Source organism: Bosea sp. (in: a-proteobacteria) (assembly GCF_023953965.1).
GTDB lineage: Bacteria > Pseudomonadota > Alphaproteobacteria > Rhizobiales > Beijerinckiaceae > Allobosea.
Genome location: NZ_JAMLIX010000001.1, coordinates 1,733,782 through 1,748,849 on the forward strand (window position 1 = coordinate 1,733,782; position 15,068 = coordinate 1,748,849).

11 protein-coding genes are annotated in these 15,068 nt (G+C 67.3%); 7 read left to right on the forward strand and 4 right to left on the reverse strand.

All coding sequences use genetic code 11. From position 1 onward, the window contains the following. Positions 1-13 precede the first annotated feature (13 nt). Together M9917_RS08055 and M9917_RS08060 are read right to left on the reverse strand one after the other, a co-directional pair. Complete coding sequence (locus tag M9917_RS08055) at positions 14-1,846, reverse strand: hybrid sensor histidine kinase/response regulator (protein ID WP_297254777.1); 1,833 nt, start codon at positions 1,844-1,846, stop codon at positions 14-16. Positions 1,847-1,937: 91 nt separating this feature from the next. After that, positions 1,938-2,690, reverse strand: coding sequence for a helix-turn-helix domain-containing protein (locus tag M9917_RS08060; protein ID WP_297252545.1), 753 nt, complete (start codon positions 2,688-2,690; stop codon positions 1,938-1,940). A 124-nt stretch (positions 2,691-2,814) separates the two neighbouring features. Here M9917_RS08060 and M9917_RS08065 point away from each other — a divergent pair, with 124 nt between their 5' ends. From M9917_RS08065 to M9917_RS08080, 4 genes are all read left to right on the forward strand, one after another. Then, a complete protein-coding gene (locus tag M9917_RS08065) occupies positions 2,815-3,558 on the forward strand; it encodes a response regulator (RefSeq protein ID WP_297252547.1) in 744 nt (247 codons plus the stop codon). 378 nt (positions 3,559-3,936) lie between these two features. Next, entirely contained in the window at positions 3,937-4,941 is a 1,005-nt protein-coding gene (locus tag M9917_RS08070; RefSeq protein WP_297252549.1) for an HlyD family secretion protein, read from the forward strand. Next, positions 4,938-7,667 carry a ribosome-associated ATPase/putative transporter RbbA gene (gene rbbA / locus M9917_RS08075; protein WP_297252551.1) on the forward strand — a complete coding sequence of 910 codons (2,730 nt, stop codon included), beginning with the start codon at positions 4,938-4,940 and terminating at the stop codon, positions 7,665-7,667. Before M9917_RS08070 ends, rbbA begins: the two co-directional genes overlap by 4 nt. A gap of 1 nt (position 7,668) precedes the next feature. Then, the gene (locus M9917_RS08080) at positions 7,669-8,802 is read left to right on the forward strand and encodes an ABC transporter permease (RefSeq protein WP_297252553.1); all 1,134 of its coding nucleotides are present in this window, start codon (positions 7,669-7,671) and stop codon (positions 8,800-8,802) included. A 213-nt stretch (positions 8,803-9,015) separates the two neighbouring features. Here the strand turns inward: M9917_RS08080 and M9917_RS08085 are convergent, their stop codons facing one another. Beyond that, positions 9,016-9,822, reverse strand: a complete 807-nt coding sequence (locus M9917_RS08085; protein WP_297252556.1) for an ABC transporter ATP-binding protein — start codon at positions 9,820-9,822, stop codon at positions 9,016-9,018. A 72-nt stretch (positions 9,823-9,894) separates the two neighbouring features. Further along, positions 9,895-10,785: a universal stress protein gene (locus tag M9917_RS08090; protein ID WP_297252557.1), complete on the reverse strand. Its 891-nt coding sequence runs from the start codon at positions 10,783-10,785 to the stop codon at positions 9,895-9,897. Here M9917_RS08090 and M9917_RS08095 point away from each other — a divergent pair. From M9917_RS08095 to mgtA, 3 genes are all read left to right on the forward strand, one after another. Beyond that, the gene (locus M9917_RS08095) at positions 10,775-10,930 is read left to right on the forward strand and encodes a hypothetical protein (RefSeq protein WP_297252558.1); all 156 of its coding nucleotides are present in this window, start codon (positions 10,775-10,777) and stop codon (positions 10,928-10,930) included. The genes M9917_RS08090 and M9917_RS08095 overlap by 11 nt on opposite strands. A 98-nt stretch (positions 10,931-11,028) precedes the next feature. Further along, positions 11,029-12,093 (forward strand): NAD(P)-dependent alcohol dehydrogenase, encoded by a 1,065-nt coding sequence (locus M9917_RS08100; protein WP_297254779.1) that lies wholly within the window; start codon positions 11,029-11,031, stop codon positions 12,091-12,093. Positions 12,094-12,186: 93 nt separating this feature from the next. Beyond that, positions 12,187-14,778, forward strand: a complete 2,592-nt coding sequence (gene mgtA, locus M9917_RS08105; protein ID WP_297254781.1) for a magnesium-translocating P-type ATPase — start codon at positions 12,187-12,189, stop codon at positions 14,776-14,778. The last annotated feature ends 290 nt before the right edge of the window (positions 14,779-15,068 follow it).

A 15,068-nucleotide genomic window follows, 5' to 3' on the forward strand; every position in this document is an offset into this window, starting at 1 on the left:
CCGGCGCGGAATCTCAATCGAGGAGTACGCGCAGGCGCGCGGCCAGCTCTCGCGACGTATAGGGTTTCTTCAGCCAGCTTCCCCCGGCGAGTTCCCGCCCGGCAAGGCTGGGTTCGGCATAGCCGGAGGTGAAGAGGATTTTCAGGTTCGGGCGCAGAATCCGGGCTTCCCTCGCCAATTCATCGCCGAACATGCCGCCCGGCATGATGATATCGGTGAAGAGCAGCCGGATCTCGGGGTGCGCGGCGATCAGGCAAAGCGCCTGCTTGCCGTCGGCGGCCTGGATGACGCGATAGCCTTCCTCTTCGAGGCGCGCGACGACGACCTTGCGGACACGCGCATCGTCCTCGACCACGAGGATGCATTCGTCCCGGCGCGGCCTGGCGGCGGGGGGTAGGCCGAGATCGCTGGATTCGGCCATGGGCTGCGGATCGGCGGCGGGAAGAAACAACCGCACGGTCGTTCCCTCGTCGAGCTCGCTGTAGATCTGGACATGGCCTCCCGATTGCCGGGCGAAGCCGTAAACCATGCTGAGGCCGAGCCCGGTGCCGGCCCCCACACCCTTGGTGGTGAAGAACGGTTCGAATGCGCGCTGTTTCACGTCCTCGCTCATCCCGGCGCCGGTATCGGAAACGCTGACGAGGATGTAGTCGCCGAGCCGGACCTGCGGATACATCTGGACGTAATCGGCATCGAGACGGGTGCGCGCGATCTCGACCACGAGCCGCCCGCCGCGCGGCATGGCATCGCGCGCGTTCAGCACGAGATTCAGCAAGGCGTTCTGCAATTGCGTCGTATCGACCAGCGCCGTGAGAGGATGGCCGGTGAGGAGCGTCTGTAGCGCGATCGTTTCGCCGAGCGTTCTGCGCAGCAGCTCGGCGAAGGTCGAGACGAGCTGCCCGATATCCGTCAGCTTCGCGTCGAGCGCTTGCCGCCTGCCGAAGGCGAGAAGCTGCCCGGTGAGCCTGGCGCCGTCATCGGCCGCGCCCTGGGCCTCGCGCAGCAGGTCCCGGAGCCGGTCGTCCTCGAGACGCCGTTCGATCATCTCGAGGTTCCCGCTGATCACCGTCAGCAGGTTGTTGAAGTCATGCGCGATCCCGCCCGTGAGCTGGCCGATGGCTTCCATCTTCTGGGATTGGCGCAGCTCCTCCTCCATCCGGTGCCGGCTGGTCAGGTCGCGGATGAAGCCGGTGAAGATGCGCTTGCCGCTGGCTGCGGCTTCCCCGATCGCGAGCTCCATCGGAAAGGTCGTTCCGTCCTTGCGCTGGCCGGTGACCACGCGCCCGAAGCCGATGATGCGCCGCTCTCCCGTCGTCAGATAACGGCTGATGTATCCGTCATGCCGGTCGCGATCGGGATTGGGCATGAGGATCCTGACGTTCCGGCCGCAGGCTTCCTCCGCGCTGAAGCCGAACAGTTTCTCCGCGGCCTTGCTGAACGAGATCATGATGCCGGCCTCGTCGATGACCACCATCGCTTCCGGCACGGTCTCGAGAATCGAGAGCAGATGCGATTGGCGGGCGGCGAGAGCGGCCTGCGCGTTTTTCAGGTCGCTGATGTCGATGTTCGTCGCCAGGACGACCGGATCTTCGGGAGCCCGCCTGGTGACGAGCACCCACCGGCTGACGACGAATATCGACCGGCCGTCCCTGTGGCGCTGTGCCAGCTCGCCCTTCCAGGTGCCGTCCCGGCGCAATTCTCCGAGGATTTCGTCGCGCGGCTGCGGAAATTCCGTCTCGAGAAGCCGGCGGACGTTTTGGTCGACGGCCTCCCGCGCCGTCCAGCCGTAGAGATCGGCGCAGCCGCTGCTCCAGCGAGCGATCCTGCCGTCGAATTCGAAGACCATGACGTTGGCGTCATCGAGAACCTGAACGATCTCGTCCAAGCTTCGCTGGCTGATGGTCCTTGGCCCGCGTGCTGCCGTCACTCGCCACCCGTCAATGCGGTCGCATGGCCGGCCGGCCATGAGCGATGCCGTTCAGATCATCGTCCTCGTCGCCCCTGTCGGCAAGGCGTCGCAGGAGCGCCGGCTTGCATATGTCGAACCGATAGCGCGCGATGGACCGAATGACGCCCCGATTGATCAAGCTCGTCATCGTCCTCGAGACCGTCTCGATCGTCAGGCCCAGGTAATCCGCCATATCGACCCGGCTCATCGGGATTTCGATCATCGTGGCGGGCCCGCTCTCGTCGCCGGCGCGCCGCGTCAGCGTGAGCAGCAGATCGCAAACGCGTTCTTCGGCATTCCTGCGCGCGAGCAGCACCATTCTCGCCTGCGCGCCGGCCATCTCCCGGCACAGCCAGTCGACGAATTGGGGGCGCAGCAGTTCGGAGCTGTCGACGGCTTGCTGAAAGCGCTTCCGGTTCAGCCGGCGCAGTTTCACCGAGCCGACGGCCTCGGCATCCCCGAGGCAGTGCTCATCGGGAGAGAGGCCGAAGATTTCACCGGGATAGAGGAAGCCGGTGATGACGCGGCTGCCGTCGCTGAGGATCCTGGCGATGCGGACGATTCCGGCCACGATCTTGAAGACATGCGTCGCCGGATCGCCGTCCCGGTAAACGGTCTCGCCACGTCCGAATGTCTCCAGCGGCTGCTGGCTGAAAAGCCCCGGCAAGTTCGGCCCAGACCGATCGTTCGCGGCAGCCCGGAAGCGGCAAGGACGCTGAGAAACCGCATCTGCAACGAGCATGACCCTGTCCTCCGCATCTGACGAGGGGGAGGAGACCGGCCGCGCATGGCGCCGCGAAGGTCTGCGTGTTAGCTTATGTGGAAAATTGTTACGGATTGTAACATCCGATGCGAGGCCGCGCATCATGGCCGAATCGACCTTCCGCAGCGCTCATGTCCTGGTCGTGGATGACGATCCGCGCATTCGCCGGATGCTGATCCGCTACTTCGAGGAAGAAGGCTACCACGTCAGTGCGGTGGCGGACGGAAGCGGGATGCGGGATGCCTTGCAGCGCAACGCCATCGACATCGTTCTGCTGGACCTGATCCTGGCCGGCGGAGAGGACGGATTGATGCTGGCCCGCGAAATCCGCACCAGGTCGGAGATGCCGATCATCATGCTGACGGGGCGGGACGATGTCGTGGACCGGATCGTCGGATTGGAAATGGGCGCGGATGACTATATCGCGAAGCCGTTCCATCTGCGGGAAGTCCTGGCGAGGCTGCGCACCGTGCTGCGCCGGCACCATCCGGGCCCGGTTCAATCGACGGACGCCGAAGACGAGGATGTCATCCGGTTCTCCGGGTGGATGCTCGACCCGCTGGAGCGTCGACTGGTCTCTCCGGAGGGAGAGGATGTCACGCTGACGACCGGAGAGTTCGACATTCTTCTGGTGATGGCCAGGCATCCCGGTCGTGTCTTCTCGCGCGATACGCTGATGAATTTGACGAGAGGCCGCAATTATGAAGCCTTCGACCGTGCGATCGACACACAGATCGCGCGTCTGCGCAAGAAAATCGAAACCGGCAAAAAAGCGCCTACTCTGATCAAATCGGTACGCGGGATCGGATACGTCTTTACAGGTCAATCTTCAGCGCGAACGGCCTAGATCATGGCGCGTCCGTTCGGACGCGGTAACGATGATCCAGGCCGCGAATTCGCAGGCGCGAACGGCGGATGCATCATGGCGATCCGTCCGTCGGGCTCTCCGCCGTGGCATGAACTGCCGCGAGACAGATGAGCGCGTTCGCAGCTTCGGCGCCGCTCCATGCCGCCGCGGACCAGCGCCGATCGTGCACCCGCGGCATGTCGATCCCGTGCTCGCGGATATGGGGGCTTCGAAAGAGAGGTCGATACTACCGCGCCATCGCTGTGCGCTTTGATCTTCAGCAAAGCGGACCTGTCGGTCGGTGGGTACGAGCGCTTGCCGCATGCTAACTGGATTGGTGCTAAACTTTGTATCGCCTGCATTCGTCGGAGATTTGAGATGCGTCCTTTTGTTGCTGCAACAGCGGTTCTCCTCGCTGCGCTCGCTGTGTCGGCGCCAGAGGTGCAGGCGCAGTCGCGCATCAAGGCATTGATCGAACGGCTGCGCAGCGACACGATGCCCGATGGCATCGTCAAGACCAACGGCCGCATCGAGGCGACGCAGACCGACGTCGCCTCGAAATATGCCGGCCGCCTGGCGGAGGTCACGGTCAAGGAAGGCGACGAGGTCACCGCCGGCCAGGTGGTCGCCCGCATCTCATCGCCCGAATACGAGGCGCAGTTGCGCGCCGCGCAGGCCCAGGTGCTGCGGGCCCGCCAGGCGCTGGCCGAGGCCGAGGCGCTGATCGCCCAGCGCAAGAGCGACCAGATCCTGGCCCGCACCGATGCCGAGCGCGGCAAGGAGCTGGTCGCGAAAGGCTATCTCAGCAAGCAGGTCGACGACCAGCGCGCCGCCAAGGCCAACGCCGCCGACGCCGCCCTGCGCGCCGCCGAGGCGCAACGCGACCAGGCCCGGTTCGCGATCCACGCCTCCGAGGCCGATGCCGAGCAGATCAAGGCGATCCTGGTCGATCTCGTGCTGCTCGCGCCCCGCAGCGGGCGCGTCCAGTACCAGCTCGCGCGGACCGGCGAGGTCGTCTCGGCCGGCACGCGCGTCGTCACCATCCTCGACCTGTCGGACGTCTACATGACGATCTACCTGCCAGCCTCGCAGGCCGGGCAGCTCGCGCTCGGCGACGAGGCGCGGATCATCCTCGATCCGGTGCCGCAATACGTGATCCCCGCGACGGTCAGCTTCGTCGCCGCCGATGCGCAGTTCACGCCGAAGGCGGTCGAGACCGCCGAGGAGCGCGAAAAGCTGGTCTTCCGCGTCAAGCTCCAGGTCGACAAGACCCTGCTCGCCAAATACCACCGGCAGGTGAAGACCGGCGTGCGCGGGCTCGGCTTCGTGCGCACCTCGCCCAATGCGCGATGGCCCGATTCGCTCGCCGTGAAGCTGCCATGACGGAGGCCGGGCCTGCCGCCAGCCTCGCCGGCATCACGCATCGCTACGGCAAGGTGACGGCCCTCGACGGGCTGACGCTCGACATCCCGCCGGGCCGGATGGTCGGCGTGATCGGGCCGGACGGCGTCGGCAAATCGACCCTGCTCGCGCTCGTCGCCGGCGTGCGCACGATCCAGCAGGGCAGCGTCCACGCGCTCGGCGGCGATCTCGGCGTCAAGGCGCAGCGCGAGGCAAGGCGCGGGCGCATCGCCTATATGCCGCAGGGGCTCGGGCGGAACCTCTATCCGACGCTCTCGGTCTTCGAGAACATCGATTTCCACGCGCGGCTGTTCGGCCAGGACGCCGCCGAACGCCGCGGCCGCATCGACGAGCTTCTCAGGGCGACGGGGCTCGACCCCTTCGAGGGGCGGCCGGCCGCCAAGCTCTCCGGAGGCATGAAGCAGAAGCTCTCGCTCTGCTGCGCGCTGATCCACGACCCCGACCTGCTGATCCTCGACGAGCCGACCACCGGCGTCGATCCGCTCTCGCGCGGGCAGTTCTGGGACCTGATCGACACGATCCGCGCCCGCCGGCCGGGAATGAGCGTCATCGTCGCCACCGCCTATATGGAGGAGGCGGAGCGCTTCGACTGGCTCGTCGCCATGGACGACGGCAAGGCGATCGCGACCGGCACGCCCGCGCAGTTGCGGGAGAAGGCGGGGCAATCGACGCTGGAAGCCGCCTTCGTCGCGCTGCTGCCGGAGGCCAAGCGGGCGCAGCGCCGGGAGGTCGCGCCGCGGCCGCGGACGGCGAGCGACGACGCGACGCCCGCGATCGAGGCCGAGGGCCTGACCCGGCGCTTCGGCGATTTCGTCGCGGTCGATCATGTCAGCTTCCGCATCGGGCGGGGCGAGATCTTCGGCTTCCTCGGCTCGAACGGCTGCGGCAAGTCGACCACGATGAAGATGCTGACCGGCCTGCTGCCGGCGAGCGAGGGCACGGCCAAGCTCTTCGGCCAGCCGCTCGCCGCCGACGACATGGAGACGCGGCGCCATGTCGGCTACATGTCGCAGGGCTTCTCGCTCTATGGCGAGCTGACGGTCCGCCAGAATCTGGTGCTGCACGCCGAGCTCTACCATCTGCCGCCGGCCGAAATCCCCGGCCGGATCGCCGAGCTCCTGGTCCGCTTCGATCTGAAGGACGTCGCCGACGAGCGCCCCGAAAGCCTGCCGCTCGGCATCCGCCAGCGGCTGCAGCTCGCCGTCGCCGTGCTGCACCGGCCGGCGATGCTGATCCTCGACGAGCCAACCTCCGGCGTCGACCCGATCGCGCGCGACGCCTTCTGGCGCACGCTGATCGATCTCTCGCGCGACGACGGCGTCACCATCTTCCTCTCGACGCATTTCATGAACGAGGCGGAGCGCTGCGACCGCATCTCCTTCATGCATGCCGGCAAGGTGCTGGCTGTCGGCACGCCGGAGGAGCTCGTGGAAAAGCGCGGCGTCGACACGCTGGAAGAGGCCTTCATCGCCTATCTCAAGGAGGCCGCCGGCATGGAGGACGCGCCGGCGGAGCCGGCCGCCATGCCCGCCGCCGTCCGGCCGGCACCGCCGGCGCGCCGCTTCGATCCGCGCCGCCTCTGGGCCTGCACCCGCCGCGAGACCATGGAACTGCTGCGCGATCCGATCCGCCTGAGCTTCGCCTTCCTGGGGCCGCTCTTGCTGATGCTGGCCTTCGGCTTCGGCATTTCCTTCGACGTCGAGAACCTGAAATTCGCCGCCTTCGACCAGGATAATTCGATGGAGAGCCGGCAACTGGTCGAAGCCTTCTCCAGCTCGCGCTATTTTTCCGAGCGGGCGCCGATACATTCGGCGGCGGAGCTCGACCAGCGGCTGCGGAGCGGTGAGCTCCAGCTCGCCATCGAGATTCCGCCCTCCTTCGGCCGGGACCTGATGGCGGGGCACGTGCCCGAGCTCTCGGTCTGGCTCGACGGCGCCATGCCGTTCCGGGCGGAGACGACGCGCGGCTATGTCACGGGGCTTGCGACGCAATATGCGCAGAGCTTCGCGGCCGGCCATGCCGCATCGAGCCATGCGCCGGCGCCCGTCACGATCGAGACCCGCTTCCGCTATAATCAGGCATTCAAGAGCGCCAATGCGATGGTGCCGAGCGTGATCATGCTGATGCTGATCCTGATCCCGGCGATCATGTCGGCGATCGGCGTGGTGCGCGAGAAGGAGACCGGCTCGATCGCCAATTTCCGCTCGACGCCGATCAGCCGTTTCGAATTCCTGTTCGGCAAGCAGCTGCCCTATATCGCCATCGCGATGGGCAGCTTCGCGATGCTGGTCCTGATCGCGCTCACCGTCTTCGCCGTGCCGATCAAGGGCTCGGCCTGGGTGCTGGGGCTTGCGACCCTGCTCTACGTCTCGGCGACGACCGGCTTCGGCCAGTTGATCTCCAGCTTCACGCGCACGCAGGTCGCGGCCGTCTTCGCCACGGCGATCCTGTCGATCATCCCGGCGGTGAACTTCTCCGGGCTGATGGTGCCGGTCGCCTCGCTCTCGGGCGGCGGACGGATCCTCGGCATGAGCCTGCCGCCGGCCTGGTACCAGCCGGTCAGCGTGGGCGTCTTCACCAAGGGGCTGGGAGCGGCCGAGCTCTGGCCCAACCTGCTGGCGCTCGGCGGGTTCTTCCTGCTCTTCCTCGTCGTCGCGCAACTGGCGCTGCGCAAGCAGGAGGCCTGACATGGCGGCGCTCGTCATTCACCTCCGGAACATCCTGCGCCTGGCGGTGAAGGAACTGCGCAGCTTGCGCGCCGACCCGATCATGCTGGTGCTCGTGGTCTACGCGTTCAGCATCGCCGTTTATACGGTCGCGAACGGTGTGAAGCTGGAGGCGCGCGACCTGACCATCGGCATCGTCGACGAGGACCAGTCGGAGTTCTCGCGCAGCCTGCTCGGCGCCTTCGGCCCGCCTTTGTTCAAGCTATCGAAGCGCATCGCCGCCAACGAGATCGACACCGAAATGGATTCCGGCCGTCTGGTCTTCGTCCTGGAAATCCCGCCCCGGTTCCAGGCGGACCTGCTGGCCGGGCGGCAGACGGCCGTGCAGCTCAATATCGACGCGACCGCCATGACCCAGGCCGGCAACGGCGCGGTCTATATCCAGCAGATCATCGCGCGGGAGATCGTCAACCGGCAGGCCGGGCGCGAGACTTCCGCCGCGCTGCCGATCAACCTCGTGGTGCGGGCGCGCTTCAACCCCAACCTCGATTCCGGCTGGTTCAGCTCGGTGATGCAGGTGCTCAACAACGTCACCCTGCTCACCATCATCCTGACCGGCGCGGCGCTGATCCGCGAGCGTGAGCAGGGCACGGTCGAGCATCTCCTGGTGATGCCGGTCACGCCGGTCGAGATCATGCTGGCCAAGATGACGGCGAACGCGCTGGTCATCCTGGTCGCGGCGGTGTGCTCGCTCGTCCTCGTCGTCGAATGGGCGCTCGGCGTGCCGATCGCCGGTTCGCTCCTGCTCTTCGTGTCGGGAACGGCGATCTATGCCTTCGCTGTGGCGGCACTCGGCATCCTGCTCGGCACGCTGGCGACGACGATGGGCCAGTTCGGCCTGCTCGCCATCCCGGTCTTCGTGGTCACGCAACTTCTCTCGGGCGCAACGACGCCGATGGAGAGCATGCCGATCTGGCTGCAATGGATCATGTGGATCTTCTCGCCGACGCCACATTTCGTCGCCTTCTCGCAAGGCGTGCTCTATCGCGGCGCCGGGCTCGACGTGGTCTGGCCCGAGATAACCAAGATCGTCGCGATCGGCGCCGCCTATTTCATTTTCGCGCTTGCCCGCTTCCGAAAGGTCATCTTCGCGTGAATCCGCTCGCGCCGTGGCGTGGACGCAAGTCGGGATCTCGGACGGATCGCGGCTGCTCTTGCGGAAGCCCGCTGGCGGAAGGTGCCGGCAAGCCAATGCTGGCGTCGACCAAGCGCTAGAGCATCGGACCGAAAAGTGGAATCCATTTTTCGGTCCGATGCTCCGACAATGAGATAGATCATCGTTACCGCGTCCGGTAGGACGCGCGATGATCTAAGCAGTGATCTGATCCGCGAAAATGGACCGACCGCGCTCGCCGGCGAAGTACTGCCTGAGCCATGGGTCTTCGTTCCTCAGCAGGTCTTCCAGCGTCCCGATGGCGATCACCTTGCCGCGCGCGATGGCCGCGATCCTGTCGCAGGTCGCGTGAAGGCTGCTCAGATCATGGGTGATCATCATCACCGTCAGGTTCAGGCTCGCCCTGAGGGTCAGCAGGAGCTGATCGAAGGCATCGGCCGCGATCGGATCGAGCCCCGAGGTCGGCTCGTCGAGAAACAGGATCTCGGGATCGAGAGCCAGCGCCCGCGCCAGGGCCGCCCGCTTGGTCATGCCGCCCGAGAGTTCCGCCGGATATTTTTCCGCTGCATCGAGCGGCAATCCGACCATCCCGAGCTTCAGCATCGCCATCTCGGTCAACAGGCCCGGCGACAGATGCAGAAGCTCGCGCATCGGGAGCTGGATGTTCTCGGCGATCGTCAACGAGGAGAACAGGGCGCCGTGCTGGAACATCACGCCGCAGCGTTGTTCGAGTGCCGATCTCTCCGTTGCCCGAAGCTCGTCGAGATTCCGGCCGAAAAGCTCGATGACGCCGCTCCGCTTGGGCAGGAGACCCAGGATGGCGCGCGCCAGGACGGACTTGCCCGAGCCGGAGGCGCCGATCACGCCGAGAATCTCGCCGCGCCTGATGTCGAGGTCGAGATGGTCCAGCACCGTCTTGTCGCCGAATGCGACCTTGAGGTCGCGGACGCGGACGGCGATTTCGCCGCCATCCCGCGTCGTTTCCCGTTCGGTTGAAGCCATGGCCGGCTCCCCAGCTGCAAGGCCAAGTCTCGCCGAGGGCGGGCCGCCGGCGGGCCAGCCGTTTCGGCCAGCCTATTGCGCGAGGAAAAGCGGCACGGGAGCGCTGTCGAGCAGATCCGCTGTGACGCCGCCCAGCACCCATTCCCGGAAGCGTGAATGGCCATAGGCCCCGGCGACGATCAGATCCGCCGATATTCGCCGCGCCTCGGCGAGAAGAGCGTCGCTCGCGGATGTCTGCGTGTCGAGGATGGTTGCGGTGGCCTCGACACCGTGCCGGGCGAGATGGGCGCTGATGTCGGCCAGGGCTTCGGCGCCGCCCATCCGGCCATGGGCTTCCTCCCTGACCGTGACGAGATGAACCTGCGTCGCCTGCGCGATCAGGGGCAGGGCCTCGGCCACGGCGCGGGCGCTCTGGCGCGTATCGGTCCAGCCGATCAGCACGGTCTTGATCGGAGAACGCAGCGCGGCCTTGGGCGGCAGGAGGTAGAGCCCTCTGCCTCCATCGAACATCACGTTCTCGATCAGGGGCCGCCAGTGGCTGTGAGCGTCGTCGCGCGGGCAGGTCGCGATGAAGAGGTCGTTCCAGCGGGCTTCGGTGGCGACGGCCCGTTCGAGGATGCCGGGGAACGCGTCCAGGCGGCGCAACTCATGGGGAGGGCCGAGGCGCGCCAGCCGTTGCCGCAGCCGCTTCTCGGCGGCGTCCCCTTCCTCGGTCGCGGAATCGACCAGCTGGCCGATCGCGGAGATGCCGAAATCGCCGGCGAAAAGCGCGGGGTCGGGCAGCGGATTGGTGAAGATCCCGGTGATCCGCGCCCCATGGCGCTCCGCGAGCGCTTCGGCGTGGGCCAGGCGAACCTCGTCTTCCGGTGAGCCATCGAGATGGACCGCGATGTCGCGATAGGCCGCGCCACGAACGGCCTGTGCCGTCGTCACGGTGCTCGAAGAGGGTTTGATGACGTTCATGCCGACCTCCGTATCGATGGCTGTTCCTGCTGCGCCATCGAGCGACGAAAGCTCGTCGGCCACATTGATTTTCATCAAACAGGCGCAGGTTTCGGGCCATTTTGCGTTGAATCAAATGCAACGGCGCGAATTCCCGGCAGGCTGAAGCCATCTCAACCATCTCGGAGAAGGATCATGTCGTCAGCGCTTCAACCCGATGTGCGATCCACGCCCGGAACCAAGCGGGCGGGCGGGTCCAAGATGATGTGCGCGGCGGTGTTCGCGGAGCCCGGCCGCATCGAGCTCGAGGACAAGCCGATCCCGGATGTCGGCCCGCTCGATGCGCTGTTGCGCATCACCACCACCACGATCTGCGGCACCGACATCCATATCCTGAAGGGTGAGTATCCGGTGGCGCGCGGCCTCACCATCGGCCACGAGCCGGTCGGCGTGATCGAGAAGCTCGGATCGGAGGTGAAGGGCTTTCGCGAGGGGCAGCGCGTGATCGCGGGCGCCATCACGCCCTCGGGCCACAGCGCCGCCTGCCTGTGCGGCTGCGCCTCGCAGGACGGCCCCGGCGAGCGCCACGGCTTCAAGGCGATGGGCGGCTGGCGCTTCGGCAACACCATCGACGGCGCACAGGCCGAATATCTGCTGGTGCCGGACGCCATGGTCAATCTCGCGCATGTGCCCTCCGGGCTGACGGACGAGCAGGTGCTGATGTGCCCCGACATCATGTCGACCGGCTTCTCGGGGGCCGAGAGCGGCGGGGTCAGGATCGGCGACAGCGTCGCGGTGTTCGCGCAGGGGCCGATCGGCTTATGCGCCACCGCCGGCGCCCGGCTGATGGGCGCGACGCGCATCATCGCGGTCGAGAGCATTCCCGAGCGGCAGGCCATGGCGCGCCGGCTCGGCGCCGACGAGATCGTCGATTTCTCGAAGGGCGATCCGGTCGAGGAGATCATGCGCCTGACGGATGGGCGCGGTGTCGACGTCGCGATCGAGGCGCTCGGACGGCAGGAGACCTTCGCCGCAGCGTTGCGCGTGCTGCGTCCGGGCGGAACGCTGTCTTCGCTCGGCGTCTATTCGGGCGACCTGACGATCCCGCTCGGCGCCTTCGCGGCGGGGCTCGGCGACCACCGCATCGTCACCACGCTCTGCCCCGGCGGCAAGGAGCGGATGCGGCGCCTGATCGATGTCGTCGCCGCCGGCCGGGTCGATCTCGGACCGCTGGTCACGCACCGCTTCCCGCTGGAGGCCATCAAGGACGCTTACGAGCTGTTCTCGCACCAGCGCGACGGCGTCCTCAAGGTCGCGATCACGCCTTGAATGACGGGGCACGAGGCACCATGGATTTGACCCTCGCCGCAACCGGAGCATCACAGGGGCCGGTGGGCGCGTCGGCGGGAGCCCGGAATGACCATGGAACCCGCTAAAGCGGCCACCGCGGGCGAGGGGGAATTCTGGCGGGAGGGCCGAAATGCCTTGCTGCAACGCCTCGCGGCACCCACCGGCGGCTTGAGCGACGAGGCGGCGGCCGAGCGCCTGCGCCGCTGCGGCCCCAATCTCGCTGTGACCAGCCTGCGGCGCGGGCTGCCGTTCAAGATCGCCAGGCGGCTCGTCGAGCCGCTGATCGCGATCCTGCTGATCGCCGCGCTGATCGCGGGCGCGACGGGCGACTGGCAGAGCCTGGTCATCATCGTTCTCATCGTCCTGGCTTCGATCGCCCTCGACGTCTTCCAGGAGACCCAGGCCGAGAACGCCGTCGATGCGCTGCGGCGGACCGTGGCTGTGCGCGTCAAGGCCCTTCGGAACGGCGAGGCCGTCGAGATCCCGGTTCGGGAGGTGGTCGCGGGCGACGTGGTCCTGCTCCATGCCGGCGATCTCGTCCCGGCGGACGGGCTGATCCTCGAAAGCCACGATGCGATGGCCGACGAGGCGGCACTCACCGGCGAGCCCTTTCCCGTCGAGAAGCTGGCGGCGCCTTCCGAGCGCGGCGGCGAGGGCACCGATGCGGCGCTCTTCGGCGGGACCAGCCTCGTCGCCGGCGAAGTCCGGATGCTCGTCGCCGCGACGGGCGCCGATACGCGGCTCGGCGCGATCGCCCGTTCCATGCAGGCGAGCGAGCCGCCGACCGCCTTCGAGCGGGGCGTTCACGGGCTCGGGATGCTGATCCTGCGCCTCACCGGCTTCCTGGTGCTGTTCGTCCTGCTGACCCAGCTCGTGCGCCATGGCCTGTCGATCGAGAGCTTCCTGTTCGCCGTCGCGCTGGCGGTCGGCCTGACGCCGGAACTTCTGCCGGTGGTGATGACGGTGACGCTTGCGCGCGGCGCGATGCGGATGGCCGGGCGCAAGGTCGTGGTGAAGCGCCTCTCAGCGATCCACGATCTCGGGGCGATGGACGTGCTGTGCACCGACAAGACCGGGACCCTGACGGAAGCACGGATCGCCCATGTCGGCAGCTTCGGCTGCGACGGCACCGACAGCGCCCGCGTCACCGAACTCGCCTGTCTCAACAGCCGCTTCTGCGGGGGCCTGCGCAACAACCTCGACGCCGCCCTGCTCGCCACCGCGGAAGACGGCGGCGGCGACTGGCGTCCGCTGGCCGACCTGCCGTTCGATTTCGAGCGGCGCCGCTCCTCGGTCCTCGTGGCGCGGGGCGAGGAGCGGGAGATGATCGTCAAGGGCGCGCCGGAAGCCTTGCTCGTCCTATGCGACCGGTTCGAGCGTGCGGATGGCGCAGCCGACGGGCTCGACGATGCCGCGCGGGCTCGACTTCTCGCGCTGATCGAAGCCAGGGGTGCCCAGGGCCTGCGCCTGCTCGGCGTCGCCCGCCGGCCGATGCCGCCGCGAGCCGATGCGCTCGTCCGCGCGGACGAAGCCGGGCTCGTCTTCGCCGGCTGCGCCGCCTTCATCGACCCGCCGAAGAGTTCGGCTGGCGTGGCGGCCCGCCAGCTCGCGGCCGCCGGCGTGCGCGTCAAGGTGATCTCGGGAGACGCGGCGCCGGTCGTCCGGCATCTCGCCGGAAGCCTGAAGCTGCCGGCGCGGGGCCTGCTGACCGGCGAGGAGATCGCGGCCCTGGGCGATGCGGCGCTCGCTGCCCGCGTCCGGCATGTCGACCTGTTCGCGCGCGTCGCGCCGGAGCAGAAGGCGCGCATCGTGCTCGCTCTGCGCAAGGCGGGGCACACGGTCGGCTTCATCGGCGACGGCATCAACGACGCGCCGGCGATCCATGCCGCCGATGTCGGCCTCTCGGTCGAGGGCGGCACCGAGGTCGCGCGCGAGGCCGCGGCGATCGTCCTGCTCGCGCCCGATCTCGGCGTGCTCGCCGAGGGCATCGGTGAGGGCCGGCGCACCTATGCGAACATCATGAAATATGTCCGCATGGGAACGAGCTCGAACTTCGGCAACATGCTCTCGATGGCGCTCGCCTCGATGGTGCTGCCGTTCCTGCCGCTCAACCCGCTCCAGATCCTGGTCAACAACATGCTCTACGACCTCTCCGAGGTCGGCATCCCTTTCGACGAGGCCGATCCCGGCGAGCTCGCCAGGCCGCAGCACTGGGACATGCGCGCGGTGCTGCGCTTCACCCTCGTGATGGGGCCGCTCTCGTCGCTGTTCGATGCGGCTACCTTCGCCGTCCTGCTCGGCCTCTTCGACGCGGGTATCGAGACTTTCAGGACGGCCTGGTTCGTCGAGTCGATCCTGACACAGATCCTGGTGATCTTCGTCATCCGCACGGCGGCTCCCTGCTGGCGGAGCCGGCCGCACCGCTTCCTCGTCATGACGTCGCTTGGCGCTCTCGCCGTGGCGCTGATCCTGGCGCTCACGCCGCTCGGCCGGCCCTTCGGCTTCGTCGCGCCGCCGGCGCCGGTGCTGCTCGCGATCCTGGCGATCGCCGCCGGCTATCTCGTCTGCGCCGAGATATTTAAGCCGCTGGCCATGCGGGCGGGAGGAAACCGAAGAACGGCTCGCGCTCGCCGTTCCGGCACGCACCGCTTCCGGCTCTTCTGAGCGTCGCGGCCTCGGCAAACCCTTATGGTCGCGAAGGTAATGCCGTCAGGTGGCGCTACCCCGGAATTCTCATGGCACCAGGACCGCCGCGCGCAGGTCCGACAAGGCCTCGTTCGCTTGCTCAGCGGGCCGAAAAACTACCGGCGCGAGGACGCATCGGCTTTGACCAAGCTCAAGGAGTGCCTGGCGTTCGGAGCGCATGCTGGTTAAGATCCCGAAGGAAGAAACCATGCACTCCTCGCCACGAATCCGTTCCGCCCGAAAGCCCCGGCGGCAGCAATTGTGCAGGG

Coding starts and splice junctions, on each gene's coding strand:
- M9917_RS08055 (WP_297254777.1), bottom strand. CDS start 1,846: ATGGTCTTCGAATTCGACGGCAGGATCGCTCGCTGGAGCAGCGGCTGC.
- M9917_RS08060 (WP_297252545.1), bottom strand. CDS start 2,690: ATGCTCGTTGCAGATGCGGTTTCTCAGCGTCCTTGCCGCTTCCGGGCT.
- M9917_RS08065 (WP_297252547.1), top strand. CDS start 2,815: ATGGCCGAATCGACCTTCCGCAGCGCTCATGTCCTGGTCGTGGATGAC.
- M9917_RS08070 (WP_297252549.1), top strand. CDS start 3,937: ATGCGTCCTTTTGTTGCTGCAACAGCGGTTCTCCTCGCTGCGCTCGCT.
- rbbA (WP_297252551.1), top strand. CDS start 4,938: ATGACGGAGGCCGGGCCTGCCGCCAGCCTCGCCGGCATCACGCATCGC.
- M9917_RS08080 (WP_297252553.1), top strand. CDS start 7,669: ATGGCGGCGCTCGTCATTCACCTCCGGAACATCCTGCGCCTGGCGGTG.
- M9917_RS08085 (WP_297252556.1), bottom strand. CDS start 9,822: ATGGCTTCAACCGAACGGGAAACGACGCGGGATGGCGGCGAAATCGCC.
- M9917_RS08095 (WP_297252558.1), top strand. CDS start 10,775: ATGACGTTCATGCCGACCTCCGTATCGATGGCTGTTCCTGCTGCGCCA.
- M9917_RS08090 (WP_297252557.1), bottom strand. CDS start 10,785: ATGAACGTCATCAAACCCTCTTCGAGCACCGTGACGACGGCACAGGCC.
- M9917_RS08100 (WP_297254779.1), top strand. CDS start 11,029: ATGTGCGCGGCGGTGTTCGCGGAGCCCGGCCGCATCGAGCTCGAGGAC.
- mgtA (WP_297254781.1), top strand. CDS start 12,187: ATGGAACCCGCTAAAGCGGCCACCGCGGGCGAGGGGGAATTCTGGCGG.